The organism is Xanthomonas sp. NCPPB 2632 (assembly GCF_041228075.2).
Taxonomy (GTDB): Bacteria; Pseudomonadota; Gammaproteobacteria; order Xanthomonadales; family Rhodanobacteraceae; genus Luteibacter.
The window spans coordinates 1,281,655-1,299,990 of sequence record NZ_CM192979.1 but is presented as its reverse complement, the minus strand read 5'-3'; the positions used below and the strand labels follow the sequence as shown (position 1 = coordinate 1,299,990).

Below are 18,336 nucleotides of genomic sequence, written 5' to 3'. Positions count from 1 at the left end.
CGCGCAGGACAAGCTGCGGGATTGACGGCACAATACCGCCGCCGGTGGCAATCGCTGGACGCAGGACGGGCATGGAATCGAGGGACGCACAGCAACGGTGGCTCCATCGCCTGCTCAGGGCCGCCATCGCCTGCCTGCTGTTCGTCGCCGTCACCGCGCCCGCTGCCTCGCTCACCGGCAACTGGCGCGACGCCCATCCCGGCGACGTGCCCGCCAACGTGCTGGAGGAAGCGTACAGCCGGCCACTGGCGTCGTTCGATCCCGCACGCATGCAGGTGTTTCCCAGCGCCGCCGACGGCACCTGGGTGATCCTGCGCCAGTTGCCGCCATGGTCCGGCGGCGATCGGGTGGTCAGCGTCAACACACCCGGCCTGGGGGCCGTGTCGCTGTACGACGAGCACGGACGCGTCGCCACCACCTCGCTGGAGGATTTCAGCCCCACCGTGCATGGCCACGGGCGCCTGATGTTCACCCTGCCGGCCTCGATACCGGCATCGCGACCCATCCTGCTCAAGTTCGAACCGACCGCCATGCCGCCGGGGGCGGTGACGCTGTCGACGAGTTCGTGGCCCGATTATCTCCGCGAGGATAGCGGCTGGGTCGCGTTCGCCACGGCGTGCTTCGCGGTCATCCTGACCATGGCACTGATGGCCAGCTGTTTCGCGGTCATCCTGCGCGACATGACATTCGGCTGGTACGCCGCTTACCTGGTCTGCTACGTACTGATCCAGAGCGTGAAGACGGGTTATATCTTCCACCCGCTGGAGTTCGAGTCGCTGGCGGGCATGGGCGACACGCTGGCCGCCGCGGCCACGGCGTTGTCGGTGTCGTTCTCGGCGTTGTTCCTGCTGCGCTTCGCCAAGATCGACGACTACGCCCCGCTGCTGCGGATGCCGGTGCTGGCGCTGGCCGTCGGCATGCCGCTGCTGGTGGTGCTGCGCGCCACCGGCGTGGGCGTGCTGGTGCAGACGGCCGCGCTGCTGCTGCAGCCATTGCTGCTGATCGGCGCCTCGCTGTTGCTGGTGGCCGGTGCCATGGCAGCCGCCCGCGGCTCGCGGCACGCGTGGTTCTTCCTCGTCGGCTGGACGCCGCTGCTCGTGCTGACCGCGCTGTGTGGCGCGCAGGAACAAGGCATGCTGGCCGGTGCGCCCTGGCTGCCGGATGCGGCGATCGCCTTCGGCGCGTTCGAGGCCATCGTCCTGTCGATCGGCCTGTCCGATCGCGCACTCACCATTCGCCACGACCGCGACCGCGCGCGCCAGCTGGCGGACAGCGACCCCCTGACCGGTGTGCACAACCGGCGTGCCTGGACGGCCGCGGCGCTGGAACGACTCGAACAGGGCATGGCGCGCCCCATCGCCCTGCTTTTCCTCGACCTGGATCATTTCAAGGAGCTCAACGACCGCTACGGCCACTCCGCCGGCGATCGCGCGCTGGTGGCCGTCGCGGCCGCGCTGCGCGAAGAATTGCGCCCGTCGGACCTGCTGGGGCGCTTCGGCGGCGAAGAGTTCGTCGCCCTGCTGCAAGGCGTGGACCGCGACAACGCCATGCAGGTGTCGACCCGCCTGTGCCGCCGGATCACCCGTCTGGACGCCCAACTGGGTGAGGACTGCGAGCCGCTCACCGTGTCCATCGGCGTGGCGCTGCGCACGCCGGCCGATACGTTGCAGTCACTGATCGAGCGTGCGGATGCCGCGATGTACGCGGCGAAGCTGGCGGGCCGCAACCGCGTGGTGTGTTCCGGGCCTGCCGGGCCGACGCTGGTACGGCGAGAGGCCAAGCTGGCGCGTTGAGGGATGGGTGCGCGTTGTGCTTCGGAGCAAGAGCCGGCGGGTGCCACCCTCGTGGCCACGCCTGCGGCTACCGGCCACGAGGGTGGCACCCGCCGGCTCTTTCGCAGACTGAGGTTGCGTGTGGGAAAAGCTAAGAGCCAGGTTTCGCTTCGTAGCTGGGAACGCTCGCTTGCCTGTCGCGCACGGCATCGGTCGCCTTAGGGGTGTTTACGGTTCGCGCACATCGTGCGCTCCTACCCAGCCCGCGGATCACGCGTTCCACAACCTGCCTACCCTGGCGTAGGAGCGCACGATGTGCGCGAACAGCCAACAAAGCGTTGACGCCGTACCCCGACCCCTGCTTGCCACCACCACTCGCTGCTCGCCCACCATGCCACCTCAGTCTGAGGAAGAGCCGGCGGGTAGCCCCCTCGGTGCCGGTAGCCGCAGGCGAGGGCTTCGAACGGACAAGGCCGCGTAGCGGGGCCGGCCAGGACGGCCGGCCATTTTTGCTGAGCCATGGATGGCGAATCAAAAATCCCCGTTCGAAGCCCGACCCGGGCCCGTAGGGCAATAAGTAAACGGCCGCGAAGCGGCCCTTCCCTAGCGGGTCGCCGCAGGCGTGGCACCGAGGGGGCTACCCGTCGGCTCTTGCCCCGCAGCCTCGAAGCCTCGCGCTTGATCTCTAACCGCCCGCCAACGCATCCGCCGCAGCGACAATGTCGTCGTCGCCGGGAAGAACCAGGAAAGCCGCGCCCGCCAGCGGCGTAAAGGTATCGGCGCCGACCACGCGACGCAGCGGCAGGTGTCCCAGCCCGGCCTCTACGATCGCCGTGATCACACCCTCGCCCACGCCTGCGCTCTTGCGCCCCTCGTCCACGACCAGGATGCGTTTCGCCCTGGCCGCCTGGGCCGCGATGAAACCGTCGTTGAGCGGCACCAGCCAACGCAGGTCCACCACGCTCACCTTCCAGCCATGCATGGCCTCGATGCGCCGCGCGGCGCGCAGGCTCATGGGCACGCCGTTGCCGAAGGTGAACACGACCAGGTCGGTCGCGACCTCGCCGTATACACGCCCCTCGCCCAGCGGCATCGCCTGGCCCGGTGCCGGATAGCCGAACTGCCACTGGCCGTCGCCGGCTTCGTAGAGGTCCTTGGTCATGTACAGGGCGATCGGCTCGAGGAACGCCGTGACCCGGCCATCCACCTTCGCCAGAGCGGCCAGCGTGCGCAACATGGTGGCCGCATCGTCGCCGCGGCTCGGGCAACCGACGACGAGGCCGGGAATGTCACGCAGCGCGGTGATCGAGTTGTCGTTGTGGAAGTGCCCGCCGAAGCCGCGCTGGTAACCCAGCGACGCCACGCGCATCAGCATCGGGTTGCGGTATTGGTCGTTGGAGAAGAACTGCAGCGATGCCGCCTCGCCACGGATCTGGTCGCAGGCGTTGTGGAAATACGCCAGGTACTGGATCTCCGGCAGTGGCAACATGCCCATGTTGGCGTAACCCTGGGCCAGGCCGAGGATCATCGTCTCGTCCAGCAGCGTGTTGAATACACGCGTATTGCGGAACGCTTTATGCAGGCCCTTGGTAACCGTGTACACGCCGCCCTTCTGCGCCACGTCCTCGCCGAACAGCAGGCTTTCCGGATACTTGGCCATCAGGTCGTGCAGTGCCTGGCCGATCTGGACGGCCATATGCTTCGGTGGCTGCGTTTCGGGCAGGCGATCCGCGCCGAAGACGCGTTCGCGTTCGGCGGCATGGGCGCTACGCTCGGCCTCGGCGCGCACCGCGTCGGGCGTGTACGGCGCCAGCGGTGCCATCACCTCGGCGAGCGAGGTGATGCGTGGCCGCCGGTCGGCTTCCTCGGCAGCCTCGAAACACCGGTGGCGGGTGGCGTTGTAGAGGTTGAGCAGATCGTCCTTGGTGTACAGGCCCGACGCCAGCGCAATGGCCGCGCTGCGCAGCAGCGGATCGGTGGCTTCCAGCGCCACCAGTTCCTCGATCGCCCGCCATTCGATCTCGAAGTCGGTACCCGCGTGGCCCATCACCCGCGTAGTGGTGAGGTGCAGGAAGGTGGGCCGGCGCGTGCGCCGGCAATGCTCTACCGCGCGCTGCACATCGGCATAGCCGCCGGCCAGGTCCAGGCCATCCGCGTGGAAGTAGTCCAGATCCGCACGGTGGCGGAAGTTGTTGGCTACCCAACCGCCGGGGGTCTTCACCGAGATGCCGATGCCGTTGTCTTCGCACACGAACAGTACGGGCGCGGGCAGCTTCTGGTAAGCCGTCCACGCCGCGGCGTTGAACGCGGTCTGCGCGGTGGCGTGGTTGGATGAGGCATCGCCGAACGAACAGATGGCGATGGAATCCTGCGGGATCGGCAGCGCATGGCCGATCCGCCGTGCCTGCTCGATCGCAATGGCGGTGCCCAGCGCCTTCGGAAGGTGGGAAGCGATGGTCGAGGTCTGCGGCAGCACCCACAGCGGCTTGCTGCCCCACACCTTGTGCCGGCCACCGGAAGCGGGATCGTCCTGGCTGGCGGCGAAGGACAACGCCGAATCCATCACCGGGTCCATGCCGGGCAACTTGCGGAAGCGCTCGGCCATGAAGCCGCCGCTGCGATAGTGCAGGAACGCCGGGTCGGTGTGCCGCGTGAGCCGCGCCACCATGGCATTGCCTTCGTGGCCGGAAGACCCGATGGTGTAGAACACCTTGTTCTGCACGCGCAGCACGCGTGCCATCAGGTCCAGGTGCCGGCTGATCAGCTGCGATTCCAGCAGCTCGCGAAAACCGCGCGCGTCCAGCGCACTGCCCGGCAGGACCGGCTCATCGTCGTGCGGCGCGCGGGATACGTCGCCCTGCCAGAACTGCACGAACTCGACGAAATTCTGGTCGACGATTTCGGCGCGGTTGAAGCCCTTGTGGCGGGCGGCGATCGGGTGCGGAACGGACATGGAGGCAGAAGACTCGCTGGAAAGGAAGCTCAGAACGCGTTGATGCCCGTGAGTTCACGGCCGACCACCAGCTGGTGCACGGTCTCGGTGCCCTCGTAGGTGATGACCGATTCCAGGTTCAGCGCATGGCGGATCGCCGAATGCTCGGTGGTGATACCCGCGCCACCGAGGATGTCGCGACAATCACGCGCGATGTCCAGCGCCATGCGCACGTTGTTCCACTTCGCCAGCGATACCTGGGTCGGCTGCAGGCGACCGGCATCCTTCAGGCGACCCAGTTGCAGCGACAGCAGCTGCGCGGTGGTGATACGACGGGCCATGTCGGCCAGGCGGATCTGAACGGCCTGATTGGCGGCCAGCGGCCGACCGAACAGGATGCGCTGGGAGGAATAGTCGAGCACTTCCTTCAGGCAGGCCTGCGCGGCACCGATGGGGCCCCAGGTGATACCAAAACGCGCCTGGTTGAGGCAGCCGAGCGGGCCCTTTAGACCCTTCACGTTCGGCAGGCGGGCGCTGTCCGGCACGCAGACATCGTCGAAGAACAGGCCCGACGTGACGGACGCACGCAGGCTCATCTTCTTGTGGACTTCCTGGGCGGTGAAGCCCTTGGTGTCGGTCGGCACCACGAAACCCTGGATACCGTCGTCGGTCTGCGCCCAGACGATGGCGATATGGGCCAGGTTGCCGTTGGTGATCCACATCTTGGCGCCGTTGATCACCCAGTCGCCGCCGTCCTGGCGGGCCACGGTTTTCATGTTGGCCGGATCGGAACCGCCGTGCGGCTCGGTGAGCCCGAAACAGCCGATGACCTCACCCGCCGCCATGCGCGGCAGGTACTCGCGCTTCTGCTCCTCGGAGCCGTACGCGAAAATCGGATACATGCACAGCGAACTCTGCACGGAGGCGAAGCTGCGCAGGCCCGAATCGCCGCGCTCCAGCTCCTGGCAGATCAGGCCGTAGCTGACGGCGTTCATGCCGGCGCAGCCGTACTCCTCGGGCAGCGTGGCGCCGAGCAAGCCGAGGGAGGCGATCTCGGACACGAGCTCGGCCGGGAAACGGCCCTGTTCGAAGGCATCGCCGATGATCGGCAGCACCTTCTCGTCGACGAAGCGGCCGACGGCGTCCTGCACGGCACGCTCCTCGTCGGTGAGCAGCGAGCGGACATCGTAAAGATCGAGCGGGTCGAGACGGTGAGCCATGCGGATACTCGTACGTGGGCGGCCGGAAACCGCCGATTGTAGACCTCCGGGCAGGGGGAGGTCATGGCGTCCCGCAACATGTTCGATCGGCGAATGCCTACGCGATGTGCGACCAAAGCTGACAGCGGCCCAGGGGCGCGACTTGCGAGCATAGCTCCTCCCTCCTCGCATGAAAGGAATGCACCATGCGCTGTTTCCTCGCTCCCTTCGCCCTCCTGGCCGGCCTGACGGCATCCGGAGCCGGTCTTGCCGCCTCGTCGAACGACATTCCCAGGGAAAAGGGCCTGCTCCGGTTCATCGATCGCGATGGCAACCTCGTCGGCATCCCCGAGAAAGGCAACGGCCCCCTGCACCTCACCACCCAGCTGAAGGACACCGCCAACGCCCGTATGCCTGGGCCGTCGGCCAAGGGTCCGGTCATCAACCAGCAAGGGCGCTGCCTGACCCTGCTTTCACCGTTCAAGATCCAATGGGCCACGTGCGAGCTGGGTGCCAACAAGCAGCTGTGGACACGCCACGCCGGCGGCCTGCAGGGATCCGCGCCATACGCCGGACAGATCGACGCCGACAGCCGGGTCGCCAACGGCAAGCTGCACATCGTGCGCGGCGAACACGGGTTGACCTTCGCCAATCCGGATAGCTTCGGCCCGGCGAACGACTGACGCCCGCTCCAACCAGGGGGGACGGCTGCATAATGGGCCGTCCCCGCTCCCAGGATCACCCCCATGTTCAAAGGCGTCCTTCTCGGCTTTGCCTGCTACGCAGCCTATGCATGGAGCGATGCCTTCGTGAAGTCACTCGAAGGCTCACTGCCACCCTACGAGGCGGTGTTCTTCGGTGCCGTCCTGGCCATGGCGGCGTTTCCCTTCCTGAAGAAGCCCGGCGACCGCTGGAGCGAGATCGTGGTGTCGAAGATGCCCGGCCTGTGGCTGCTGCGCGCCATGGCGGGGGCCATCGGCAACATCACCGCGGTGATGGCGTTCACCGCCCTGCCTATGGCCGAAGCGTTCTCGCTGATCTTCCTGCTGCCCATCTTCGTCACCATCCTTTCGGTGGTGTTCCTGCGCGAGCATGTGGGCTGGCGGCGCTGGTCGGCAGTGGTGGTGGGTTTCCTGGGCGTGCTGGTGGTGCTTCGCCCCGGGTTCCGTCACCTGGGCCAGGGCCATGTGGCCGCGATCATCTGCGGCATCACCGGGGCCCTGTCGATCATCGCCCTGCGCATGGCCGGCGCGACCGAGAAACGCATCACCCTCTACGGCGCCGGCGTGGTCGGGCCGATGATCGCCGGCTTCATCATGATGCTGCCGCACTTCGTCTGGCCGGACGCACACCAGTGGTTGCTGGTGCTGGGCTACGGCCTGCTTGCCGCGGGCGGTGCCGTGCTGCTGATGCTGGCCACGCAGAACGCACCGGCGGCGCGCGTGGCGCCCACGCAGTACAGCCAGATGCTGTGGGCCATCCTGTTCGGCTACCTGATCTTCCACGACCACCTCGACTGGCCGATGCTGGTGGGCATCGTGCTGATTCTGGGCGCCGGCCTGTTCACCTTCGTGCGCGAGGAAAAGAAGACCGACTGGTGGCGGTGGACGAACATCGTGTGAGGGGCGGGGCCGTCTGGGCCTGAGGCCGACCTCATGCGATGATCGGCCCAGGACAGGTTTACCAAGGAATGGCATGACGCCATGGTTATGGCGCCTCGGAGCAGGCGTTTCGGCTCTGGGCGCATGCACGATCGCCCCTCTTCTCGCCAGCGGCTTGATCCTCTTCTCATTGGGCCTGCCCATCTCGGGCGCCACGCCGGGCCTCTGGTACGACTACTGGCAGGTACTCGAGCGCCCCGCCTACCGTCCGTACGCCACGCGGATACTGTGCTGGGGCGGCACGGGACTGCTGCTGCCGCCATTGCTGTGGTGCGGCGCGATGCTGTGGTTCCGACGCCACCACCCCTCGATACCGTCGGCATCGCCGCACGTTCCCTTCGATGACCTCGCGACATCTGAGTTGGAGCTTCCCGCACTCGGTCCGGGACGCGGAGCCATCCCGTTGACGAGACGACGCGGGCGCACGCGGGCCGCCCCTCACGGTGCCTCGGTCCTGGTATCCGCTCCGTTTTATCCCGAGGCCCATGCGGTCGTCATCCACGCACTCAGACGGTCGAGCGGAGCCACCCTGGTCATCGATTGCGGCGGGCGCAGTCATGTGTACGCGCGCAAGGCCCGTGGTCGCACCGTGCTCCGCATCGATCCCTTCGACGGCGACCAGGCGTGGAATCCGCTGGCCGGCGCCTGGCGTCCCAAGGGCCTGGACGCGAACGAGCTTCGCCAGCTCGCCGCGCTGTGGCTTCCCGAACGGGGCCCACACGACAGGTTCATGGCCAGCCATGCCCGGAACGCTTTCGTCAGCCTGGTATACGCCGTGGACGACGTGCTGCGACGAACGGGGAGTGCAGCGGTTCCGGTCGCCCCCGGGGATCTCCATCGTCTTTGCGCGCGTTGGCGGAGCTATGCCTCGCCGCAGGCCTTCCTGCAAGCACTCGCAAGGCGACCTGAGATCGGGGCCAGGGCACGTATCGGGATGAGCGAATGGCTGGGCCTGGGCGAGGAAGGCGCCGACACGATATGGGCACGCGTGAGTGAGGTGCTCGCGCCGTTCGCTGATCCCGTCGTGGACGCCGCCACCCGGGGCGGTGGGCTACCGGACTCGTCGCTGCGAAAGGCGGACGTGTATATGGATGTTCCCGACCGGTGGCGCGCCGTGGCCGGCCCCTTGATCGATTCAGCGATTCGCCAGTGGCAGAACGCGCCAGGCATCGGGGCATCGTCGTTGCTGGTCGTCCACGCGCTCGACGCGCTCCCGCGCATTGCCGCCCTCACCGATCCGGCGACCGCCGGACGATGCATCGCCACGACCCGCGGAATTGCCGCCCTGCACGCCAGGTATGGCGACAGGGCCAGCGCACTCGATCGCCGATTCGCGCTATGCGTGGTCCAGGCACCTCGCGACGATGCGTTCGCCGCGAAGGAAGCAAGGGCCTTGAAGACCTTCATGGCCGACCATCGCAGCTGCCGACACGTGTCGGAGCCGGCATCCGTCCGCGAACTGATGTCGCTACGCCGGGGACAACAGATCGTGGCGATGGCATCCCTGCCGACGCCTGTCATTTGCCGTACCTTGAACCTGCCGCGCAAGCCGAGTGTTGCGCCGCCCCAGACCGACCACGGAGAGGCCATGCCGATATCCCGATCGTTTATCGCGTTTCTTGCGACGCTTGTTGCGACATCCGTCAGCGCGGGCGGCACCAGTGCTCCCGCGCCTGCCGCCAACCCGCAGGCTGACCCAGAACGGCATGCACGCCTGGTCGGAGCAACCATCGGCCACTACAAGTTTGCTTTCCCGAAGAATCTCTACTACCAGCAGTCCGGCCCTGACCCGGATGGGGGCGTCATGCTCTTGGTGCAGTGGCCGACACTGAAGCCTTTACCGCAGGGTGTGGACTACCACGCCCATACAGTCGACTTCATAAGCCATATAAGCATCAGTATTGCCGCACCAAGCAGGTTATCCGATGCCGCATACCGTACGCTGCTTCGGCGCTATGTCGAACCGCTCAACCCCGATGACAAGAAGGCACGCGCCAACCCGAGCCAGAACCTCGACCTACGGATCAAAGGCGAGCCGACGTTCGGGCTCACGCCTTATCTCGCCGATAGCGACAAGCTGAAACACTACTACGAAAACCTCTACGGGCCGGGCACGTCGGCGGGCAAGCCTGAACGACATGACGAATGGTTCGTACGGATGGGCGCCGATGGCGTTCCCACGACCGTCATTACCTGTTCTTCCCGCTTCATCCCCGACGGCGCAAGCATTCAGGATGGACGCATCGTGGACGGTAAAGGTGGACGACGATCGACATGCAACCACTCGTTTCTCATCCCTGAGCTACGTTTGATCGTCGATCTGAGCTATCTGCGCATCGTCATGCCCGACTGGCAACGGATCGAGAACAGGGTGCGCACCATGATCGAATCAGGGATGGTGCGATGAAGCAAGCCACCACTGGCGAGTTGCGCGCGAACGATCTCGAAGTGCTCAGCTACTATGCCGACACGGAAAATCGCGAACTCTACTGGAACTATCTGGCCGAACTTCCAGGCAACGATGGTTACGGAAGACTGACCCTGGGCGTCGTGCGAAACGACAATATGCCAGGTGCAACGGCAAATGCGTACGCACAGACCTACGCCCGTGAACACAGTGGAAAAGCGTTTACCGAACGCGAGTGGGACACCTTCGGTATCGACTTGATAAAGCAAGACCTGGCGATCCGACGGAAGGCGTTCGACAGGGGCGATGTCACCGGCGCATTGAATCTGCCTGCGCGGATGGTTCAAGGAGCGCACGATCAGGCTTTCGGCAACCTTCACATCGATCCCAACGCCTGGACACCTCGCAAGTTGCTTGAAACGGCACGCAACCACGCTCCCGACGGCGCGGAAAAGTCCGAAACGATCTGGAAGCACATGCTCGACAACGACCTCGTCGGCGCCCGGCGCGGATGGTCCACGCTGGGCGACATGGCGCGGGCGGCAGGCATGCCGGCTGCCGAGAGCATGTCCTACGGCGCCGATATGGCCGCTGCGTGGACATCGGCGATCGGCGACAGATCGCATCTGGACCCAAACGTCATCGGCCGCAACGATCACTTCTACGGCCGTGACCGCAACGGCGAATGGACCGAGTTCACCTTGGCACAACCGCATGTGGGCCTGCCCGTCAACGAGACGAACGACGTCAAGGACCCCAGGTTGTTGCAGGAACTGGAAGATACGCATCGCCTGCGCATGGAAAGACGGGAGGCGCGCAAGGCGTTTCACCCCGACGATCCGGGCCGCCTGATCGACTCGCCGCATCCCCTGGCCGATGCCCCGCCGCGCACCAGCCTTCCGAGAGCCGGGGCCGACCCGCTCTACGCGGCTATCCGGATGCAGCTTCCGATGGATGTGTCGGACGACAAGACGGCGCAGATGGCGCTGCACGCGCGTCGTTACGACATACGCAACGCCGACGAGCTGCGTGACGTGGATATTCAGGAGCGGCACATCGTCTGCACGGGGAGGCGACCCGATGCCGTGGCCCGCCTGGACCTGACCTCACCTGCCCCACCGATGGAGCAAAGCCTGGCCGAAGGGCGCCAATGGGACGCGCGGGTGCAACAGGAAACGATCGACGCACTATCCCGGCAGGCAAGCCGGCAGCAGGCCATGAACAACGACGGCCCGGTGTTGCAGCTTTAACGCGGCGCCTGCCAGGCCGGAAACCGGCCTAGGGGTTGGACACGCCGTGCGGCACGTGCCCGGTAGCCACGTGCCGCCGGGCCGACTCCACGTTGGCCGGGGAGTCGTCGAAGAAGATATCGGCGCCGAAGGCGTCCAGGAACGGCCCCTTGTCGCGTCCGCCGAGGAACAGCGCCTCGTCGATGCGCACGCCCCACCGACGCAGGGTGAGGATCACGCGCTTGTGCGCGGGCGCGGAGCGGGCGGTGACCAGGGCCGTACGGATCGGCGAGGTCTCGGCGGGAAACGCCGCCTGTAGACGATGCAATGCGGCCAGGAAGCCACGGAACGGGCCGCCCGACAGGGGCTCGGCCCACAGCTCGGATTCGCTGCGATGGAACGCATCCAGGCCCTGCTCCTTGGATACCCGCTCGCCTTCGTCGCCGAAGATCACCGCGTCGCCGTCGAAAGCGATGCGCAGCTGCTCGCGGGAGCGCTGCGGGGCCGTGGACGGCAGGATGGTCGCCGCGGCAACACCGGCCCGCAGCGCACGGCCCACGTCCTCCGCGTTGGCCGACAGGAAAAGATCGGCGCGGAACGGCGCGATGTAGTCGGATGTGGGCGCGCCGCTGGTGAAGGCGGCCCGTGAGATGCCCAGCTTGTAATGCTGGATCGCATTGAAGATGCGCAGGCCGGTGTCGCCGGAATTACGCGACAGCAGGATGACCTCCACCGGTGGAACATCGCCCGAGAGCGCGTTCAGGCCGAGCAGCTTCTGCACCAGCGGGAAGGCCACGCCTGGTTGCAGCAGGTCGTCCTCGTGCTCGATCTGGAAGGCACGGTAGGCATCCAGACCGTCGCGCTCGAACAGGTCGTGGCTGTCTTCCATGTCGAACAGCGCACGCGACGAGATGGCGACGACGAGGCGGTTGTCGTTTATGGCGCTGTCGGCGTGGGCGTTGCTGGTGTCTTGGGGGGGATGGGTCATAGTGGGTTTGGGGGTGCGTGAGTTACGTGGGTCGGGCGCTGTGGCGCCTTGTTTTCGCGCACATCGTGCGCTCCTACCCTCGCGGTGCGGGTGGGAGTCAGGGGGCGAATTGTTCGTCGAGGATGCGCTGCTGGAGATTGTGTTCGGGGTCGAACAGCAGGCGCACCGCGTTGCGGCGGGACTGCTTGATCTCTACCGACTTCACGTCGCGCACCTCGTGGAAATCTGCCGTGGCGCTGATCGGGCGCTTGTTCGGGTCCTTGGTGTGCAACGTGACGCGTGTGGCGTGCGGCAGGATGGCGCCGCGCCAGCGCCTTGGACGGAACGGACTGATCGGGGTCATGGCCAGCACGTTGGCGTCCAGCGGCAGGATGGGGCCGTGCGCGGACAGGTTGTACGCCGTGGAACCCGCCGGGGTGCAGACGAGCACGCCGTCGCAGACGAGCTCGTCGAGCTTGAGGTCGCCGTTGAGGCTGACCGTCAGATGGGCCGCCTGGTTGCTCTGGCGCAACAGCGCCACTTCGTTGAAGGCCAGGGCACGATGCTCCGTGCCGTCGCAGCAGGTGGTGTGCATCTCCAGGGGATGGAGCACGGCGGGGTGGGCCCGCTCGATACGCTCAGGCAGCTGGTCGAGATCGTGCTGGTTCATCAGGAAGCCGAGGCGACCGAGTTTCATGCCGTAGAACGGCAGGCCAAGGGTGCGATGGGCGTGCAGCGTGCGCAGCATGAAGCCGTCGCCGCCGAGCGAGACCACGATCTCGGCATCTTCGGGCGCCACGCCCTTGTAGCGCTTGACCAGCGCCGCACGGGCGCGCTGGGCCACATCGGTCTCGCTGGCGACAAAAGCTAGGCGCATGGGAAAAGGTTTCCGTATCCAGTGCGGAGCTTAGTCCCTAACTGCGGCGGACGGATAGGCCGGTGTGGGTAAGGGATGCGCGGTGGGGTGTGGGATGTGCGGTGGGGTGTGGGATGTGCGGCGGGGTGTGGGGCGGGGAGGATGGTTGGGTGCGGCAGATTGCCCGCGGGCGCGGGATCGCCGACATCGTCGGCTCCTACAAGGCAAAGCGATGCCTTGTAGGAGCCGACGATGTCGGCGATAAGGCGTCGCATTGCCCGGTAGGAGCCGACGATGTCGGCGATGCGGCCGCCAGGCCGCCGGCGACGCCACCGCCGACGGCCGTGCGGTTTACACCGGGATCTGCGCCAGCTGGGCCAGGCGGCGGACGGCGACCGAGGCGATCGGGTAGTCGGCGTTCTGGGTCAGGATCTCGGCGAGCATGGCGCGGGTGTATTTCAGCGTGGCGTCGTCACGCTGCAGCCAGGCCTGAACCGGGCTGACATCCGTGCGATCGCCGGCGACCGAGAGCACCTGCAGGGCCAGGGCGCGATGCTGGGCGTTGAGCTCATCCAACAACGAGCCACGGGCCTGCGCGTGCCATGCGCCTTCGACCGGCAGTGCCTCGATCTGTCCACGCAGCCACTCCAGATCCAGCGCCTCGGCCAGCTCGTAGAACACATGCGCCACGGCGGCCATGTCCTTGCCGCTCTGCTTGGATACCTCGACCATGTCCAGTGCCGCACGCAGCACCGGCACCCGGGCCAGGCGCACCGCCAGGGTGTCGGGAACGCCAAGGCCTTCCCACTTCTCGCGGCTGGCGTCGAAATCGCCACGGCCGGTGTCGGTGAGCGCATCGGGCAGTGCCTTGCGCAGCACCGTCACCTCGTTGGCGAAGCGATCCACATTGGCGGCGATATCCAGCGTGCCGCCCGGACGGTTGAGCAGCCAGCGGGTCAGGTGACGCAGCAGCGACCAGATATGCAGGATCGCGTCGATCTGCGTGTCCTCGGCCACTGCGCCGTCCAGCTTCTCGATCTCGGCCCACAGCTCGCGCGCATCCAGGATCTCGCGGGCGGCGGTGTAGGCCTTGGCGATGGACGCCGGGCCATGGCCCGTGTCTTCCTGCATCCGCATCATGAAAGTGGCACCCATGCGGTTGATCGTCGAGTTGGTCACCGCGGTGGCGATGATCTCGCGCTTCAGGCGATGGCGCTGCATGTGCTCGGCGTACTTCTCGTGCAAGGGCAGCGGGAAGTAACGCACCAGCTCACGCGACAGGTAGGGGTCTTCGGGCACGTCCGACTCCAGCAACTGCTGGAACAGGCGGATCTTGTCGTACGACAGCAGCACCGACAGTTCCGGGCGGGTGAGACCCTGGCCGCGCAACTTGCGCTCGGCCAGCTCGGCCGCGGTGGGCAGCGACTCGACCGCGCGGTCGAGCATACCTTCCGCTTCGAGCGTGCTGATGAAATGCGCCATCGAACCCAGGCGGCGCACCGACTGGTGCTCCATCACGGTAATCGCCTGGTTCTGCCGGTAGTTGTCCCACAGCACGAGACGGCCCACTTCGTCGGTCATTTCCGCCAGCTGGCGGTTGCGGCCTTCGAAGGTCAGCTCGCCGCGCTGCACGGCATCGTTGAGCAGGATCTTGATGTTGACCTCGTGGTCCGAGGTGTCCACGCCGGCGGAGTTGTCGATGAAGTCGGTGTTGAGCAGCACGCCGGCCTGGCCGGCTTCGATGCGGCCCTTCTGGGTCATGCCCAGGTTGCCGCCCTCGCCCACCACCTTGCAGCGCAGATCGTTGCCGTTGACACGCAGTGCGTTGTTGGCGCGGTCGCCGACATCCGCGTGCGTCTCGCTGGCCGCCTTGACGTAGGTGCCGATGCCGCCGTTCCAGAGCAGGTCCACAGGGGCCTTCAGGATCGCGGAAAGCAGGTCGGTGGGCGCCATGTGCGTGGCTTCGCTGCGAATGCCGAGCACCGCCTTGATCTCCGCCGACACGGGAATGGACTTGGCCGTGCGCGGCCAGACGCCGCCGCCGGCCGAGATCAGCGAGGTGTCGTAGTCGGCCCACGAGGAACGCGGCAGGGCGAACATGCGCTGGCGCTCGACGAAAGAGTTGGCCGCATCCGGGTTCGGATCGAGGAAGATGTGGCGATGGTCGAAGGCGGCCAGCAGGCGGATCTTCTGCGACAGCAGCATGCCGTTGCCGAACACGTCGCCGGACATGTCGCCCACGCCGACCACGGTGAAGTCCTCGGTCTGGCAATCGCGGCCCATGGCGCGGAAGTGGCGCTTGACCGACTCCCATGCACCCTTGGCCGTGATGCCCATGCCCTTGTGGTCGTAGCCGTTGGAACCGCCGGACGCGAACGCATCGTCCAGCCAGAAGCCGTGCTCGGTGGAAATGGCGTTGGCGATGTCCGAGAAGGTGGCCGTGCCCTTGTCCGCGGCGACCACGAGGTAGGGGTCGTCGTGATCGTGGCGAACCACGTCGTGCGGCGGCACCACGGCACCCTCGACAAGGTTGTCGGTGATATCCAGCAGCCCGTTGATGAACATGCGGTAGCAGGCGATACCCTCGGCCAGCTGTGCATCGCGATCGGCGCTCACCGGCGGCCGCTTGACGAAGAAACCGCCCTTGGAACCGACCGGCACGATGACGGTGTTCTTCACCATCTGCGCCTTCACGAGGCCCAGCACTTCCGTGCGGAAATCCTCGCGCCGATCCGACCAGCGCAAGCCGCCACGCGCCACCGCACCGAAGCGCAGGTGGATGCCTTCCACGCGTGGCGCGTAGACGAAGATTTCGCGGAACGGCACCGGCTTGGGCAGATCGGGCACCTGGTGCGAATCGAACTTGAAACTGATGTACGGACGGAACACGCCGTCCCACGACTGGAAGAAGCTGGTGCGCAGCGTGGCGTGGACCAGCGCGAGATAACTGCGCAGGATGCGGTCTTCGTCGAGGCTGGACACATTGTCCAGCAGCGCGTTGATGGCCTCTTCGATACCGGCGACCTGCTCGTCGCGCGAACGCGACAGCGATGCCACCAGCGTGTCGATCAGCCCGGGATGGGCGGACAGCGTGTCCTGGCCGATCAGCGTGTGCATCTCGTGAGAGAGCATCGCCTCGGCGGTAGCGCGCTCGGCGTCGTCGAGGTGTTCGCGGCGTGGATCGAAGCGCGCATTGAACAGTTCGACGATCAGGCCGGCGATGGCCGGGTAACGGTTGAGCGCGTCTTCCATGTACGCCTGCGAGAACGCCACGCCCGTCTGCAGCAGGTACTTGGTGTAGCTGCGCAGCACCGCGACCTGGCGCCAGCCGAGTTTCGCGCCCAGCACGAGGCGGTTGAAGCCATCGTTCTCGGCATTGCCGCGCCAGATCTGCTCGAAGGCATCTTCGAACAAGGTGCCCACCTGGGCCACGTCGAACGCCAGGCGGCCCACGGGCTGCACTTCGAAATCCTGGATATAGAGCAGGCTGTCGCCGACCCGAACCTCGTACATGTGCTCGGTGAGCACGCGCAGACCCAGGTTTTCCAGCTGCGGCAGCACCTCGGACAAGGCGATGTCGGAGCCGGAGCGGTACACCTTGAAGCGCAGTTCTTCCGGCCGGTGCGGCGGATGGTAGAAGGACATGCTGATGGCGTCGGGGCCATCCAGCCCCGCCAGCGCGCGCACGTCGGCGGCGGCCACCTGCGGGGACACCTCGTCGACGTAACCGGCCGGCAGCAGCTTGCCGTAGCGGTTGGCCAGAATGATGCCGTCCTGTTCGCTGGTCGTCTCGATCAGGCGATCGCGCAGGTCGTCGTGCCAGTTGCGCGCGATGGCCGTGATCTGCGCCTCGATACGCGCGGCATCGTAGACCGGGTGATCGCCGATACGCGGGCGCACCACCACGTGCAGGCGCACCAGGGCGGCTTCGCCCATCAGCACGGCGGAGTCCACGTGCTCGCCGTGGAACGCTTCGCGAAGCACGTTTTCCACGCGCTCGCGCACGCTGGTGTTGAAACGGTCGCGCGGCACGAACACCAGGCAGGAGAAGAAACGGCCGTAGCTGTCGCGGCGGATGAACAGGCGCGTGCGCGTGCGCTGGGCCAGTTCGAGCAAGCCGGTGGACAGGGCGTAGAGTTCATCGGTGCTGCACTGGAACAGTTCCTCGCGCGGCAGCGTATCGAGGATGTGGCGCAGGGCCTTGCCTGAGTGCGAATCGCGCTTGAGGCCCGAGCGGGTCATCACCGCCTCGCACTTGTCGCGCACCAGCGGCACATGCTGCGGATGGGCCATATAGGCGTTGGACGAGAACAGGCCGAGGAAGCGCTGCTCCGCTACGGGGCGCCCCGCGTCGTCGAACTTGAGGACGCCGACATAGTCCATGTAACCCGCGCGGTGGATGGGCGAGCGCGCGTTGGTCTTGGTCAGGATGATGGCATCGGTGGCACCCGAGCGCGGCAGCTCGCTGGCTACCAGGGTGCGCAGCGAGCGCGGCGCCAGCGAGCGCTCGGCCGTGCGCAGGATGCCCAGGCCGGAGCCCTCGACCGTCTTGAGCACGTCGTCGCCCTGCCCCGGCGCCACTTCGTACTCGCGGTATCCCATGAAGGTGAAATGGTCGTCGGCGACCCAACGCAGGAAATCGCTGGCCTCGCGCACTTCCTCGGCCGTGTACGGCAGGGAGCGACGGCCCAGGTCATCGGCGATCTCGGTCATCTTGCCGCGCATGGCGCGCCAGTCGTCCACCGATTCGCGCACATCGGACAGGGCCGACTCGACATGGGCCTTGAGCGTGTCCAGTTCGGTGTCGTCGATGCGGTCGATCTCGAAGCGCATGATCGACTCGGTGGTGGTGCCGCGGCCGATCGCCTCCAGCGCGCCGGCGGCCGAGCGGACCACCGGCACCACGGGATGGATGACGGCGTGCACGTCGGCGTGCGTGGCCGCGACCATCGACACGGTATCGACCAGGAACGGCATGTCGTCGGTGACGACCTCGACCACGGCGCGCGTGCCCGACAGACCCGGGTTGTAGACACGGACCTTGGCCTTGCCCGGCGTGCGCTCACGGGCGAATGAAAGCAGGTCGGCGATCAGCGCGGCCCAGCGATCCGGCGCGTGCAGCGCATGGTCGGCCGGCGCGATGCGCTCGAAAAAGGCCTGGATAAAAAAGTGCGCCTCATCGAGGCGCTCCGCGGGGTAGTCGATCTTCTTCAGTTCAGCGAAGACGAGGGCTTCGAACTGGCCGCTTTCGGCGGTGCGAATCGCATTCATGGGCGGATATCGATGTGGGGACGGGAAGGAAATCCGTGAAAG

10 protein-coding genes are annotated in these 18,336 nt (G+C 66.5%); 5 read left to right on the top strand and 5 right to left on the bottom strand.

Going from position 1 to position 18,336, the window contains the following annotated elements:
* Positions 1-71 precede the first annotated feature (71 nt).
* On the top strand, positions 72-1,793 hold the full coding sequence (locus AB8808_RS05770) for a sensor domain-containing diguanylate cyclase (RefSeq protein ID WP_369927496.1): 1,722 nt from the start codon (positions 72-74) through the stop codon (positions 1,791-1,793).
* Between the two features lie 664 nt (positions 1,794-2,457).
* Here the strand turns inward: AB8808_RS05770 and AB8808_RS05765 are convergent.
* Positions 2,458-4,725: a thiamine pyrophosphate-dependent enzyme gene (locus tag AB8808_RS05765; RefSeq protein WP_369927494.1), complete on the bottom strand. Its 2,268-nt coding sequence runs from the start codon at positions 4,723-4,725 to the stop codon at positions 2,458-2,460.
* Positions 4,726-4,754: 29 nt separating this feature from the next.
* Complete coding sequence (locus AB8808_RS05760) at positions 4,755-5,924, bottom strand: acyl-CoA dehydrogenase family protein (protein WP_369927492.1); 1,170 nt, start codon at positions 5,922-5,924, stop codon at positions 4,755-4,757.
* A gap of 185 nt (positions 5,925-6,109) precedes the next feature.
* Here AB8808_RS05760 and AB8808_RS05755 point away from each other — a divergent pair, with 185 nt between their 5' ends.
* The 4 genes from AB8808_RS05755 (at position 6,110) to AB8808_RS05740 (ending at position 11,221) form a co-directional block, all read left to right on the top strand.
* Positions 6,110-6,586 carry a hypothetical protein gene (locus AB8808_RS05755; protein ID WP_369927490.1) on the top strand — a complete coding sequence of 159 codons (477 nt, stop codon included), beginning with the start codon at positions 6,110-6,112 and terminating at the stop codon, positions 6,584-6,586.
* A gap of 63 nt (positions 6,587-6,649) precedes the next feature.
* Positions 6,650-7,525, top strand: a complete 876-nt coding sequence (locus AB8808_RS05750) for a DMT family transporter (RefSeq protein WP_369927488.1) — start codon at positions 6,650-6,652, stop codon at positions 7,523-7,525.
* A gap of 73 nt (positions 7,526-7,598) precedes the next feature.
* The gene (locus tag AB8808_RS05745) at positions 7,599-9,971 is read left to right on the top strand and encodes a hypothetical protein (RefSeq protein WP_369927486.1); all 2,373 of its coding nucleotides are present in this window, start codon (positions 7,599-7,601) and stop codon (positions 9,969-9,971) included.
* Positions 9,968-11,221, top strand: coding sequence for a hypothetical protein (locus tag AB8808_RS05740; RefSeq protein WP_369927484.1), 1,254 nt, complete (start codon positions 9,968-9,970; stop codon positions 11,219-11,221). Before AB8808_RS05745 ends, AB8808_RS05740 begins: the two co-directional genes overlap by 4 nt.
* Before the next feature lie 28 nt (positions 11,222-11,249).
* Here the strand turns inward: AB8808_RS05740 and AB8808_RS05735 are convergent, their stop codons facing one another.
* From AB8808_RS05735 to AB8808_RS05725, 3 genes are all read right to left on the bottom strand, one after another.
* Positions 11,250-12,188, bottom strand: a complete 939-nt coding sequence (locus AB8808_RS05735) for a 5'-nucleotidase (protein WP_369927482.1) — start codon at positions 12,186-12,188, stop codon at positions 11,250-11,252.
* Between the two features lie 97 nt (positions 12,189-12,285).
* Entirely contained in the window at positions 12,286-13,044 is a 759-nt protein-coding gene (locus AB8808_RS05730; RefSeq protein WP_036143126.1) for an NAD kinase, read from the bottom strand.
* A gap of 330 nt (positions 13,045-13,374) precedes the next feature.
* A complete protein-coding gene (locus AB8808_RS05725; protein ID WP_369927480.1) occupies positions 13,375-18,294 on the bottom strand; it encodes an NAD-glutamate dehydrogenase in 4,920 nt (1,639 codons plus the stop codon).
* Between the last annotated feature and the right edge of the window lie 42 nt (positions 18,295-18,336).

Excerpts from the sequence above, each read along its gene's own strand:
- AB8808_RS05770 (WP_369927496.1), top strand. The coding sequence starts at position 72 with ATGGAATCGAGGGACGCACAGCAACGGTGGCTCCATCGCCTGCTCAGG.
- AB8808_RS05765 (WP_369927494.1), bottom strand. The coding sequence starts at position 4,725 with ATGTCCGTTCCGCACCCGATCGCCGCCCGCCACAAGGGCTTCAACCGC.
- AB8808_RS05760 (WP_369927492.1), bottom strand. The coding sequence starts at position 5,924 with ATGGCTCACCGTCTCGACCCGCTCGATCTTTACGATGTCCGCTCGCTG.
- AB8808_RS05755 (WP_369927490.1), top strand. The coding sequence starts at position 6,110 with ATGCGCTGTTTCCTCGCTCCCTTCGCCCTCCTGGCCGGCCTGACGGCA.
- AB8808_RS05750 (WP_369927488.1), top strand. The coding sequence starts at position 6,650 with ATGTTCAAAGGCGTCCTTCTCGGCTTTGCCTGCTACGCAGCCTATGCA.
- AB8808_RS05745 (WP_369927486.1), top strand. The coding sequence starts at position 7,599 with ATGACGCCATGGTTATGGCGCCTCGGAGCAGGCGTTTCGGCTCTGGGC.
- AB8808_RS05740 (WP_369927484.1), top strand. The coding sequence starts at position 9,968 with ATGAAGCAAGCCACCACTGGCGAGTTGCGCGCGAACGATCTCGAAGTG.
- AB8808_RS05735 (WP_369927482.1), bottom strand. The coding sequence starts at position 12,188 with ATGACCCATCCCCCCCAAGACACCAGCAACGCCCACGCCGACAGCGCC.
- AB8808_RS05730 (WP_036143126.1), bottom strand. The coding sequence starts at position 13,044 with ATGCGCCTAGCTTTTGTCGCCAGCGAGACCGATGTGGCCCAGCGCGCC.
- AB8808_RS05725 (WP_369927480.1), bottom strand. The coding sequence starts at position 18,294 with ATGAATGCGATTCGCACCGCCGAAAGCGGCCAGTTCGAAGCCCTCGTC.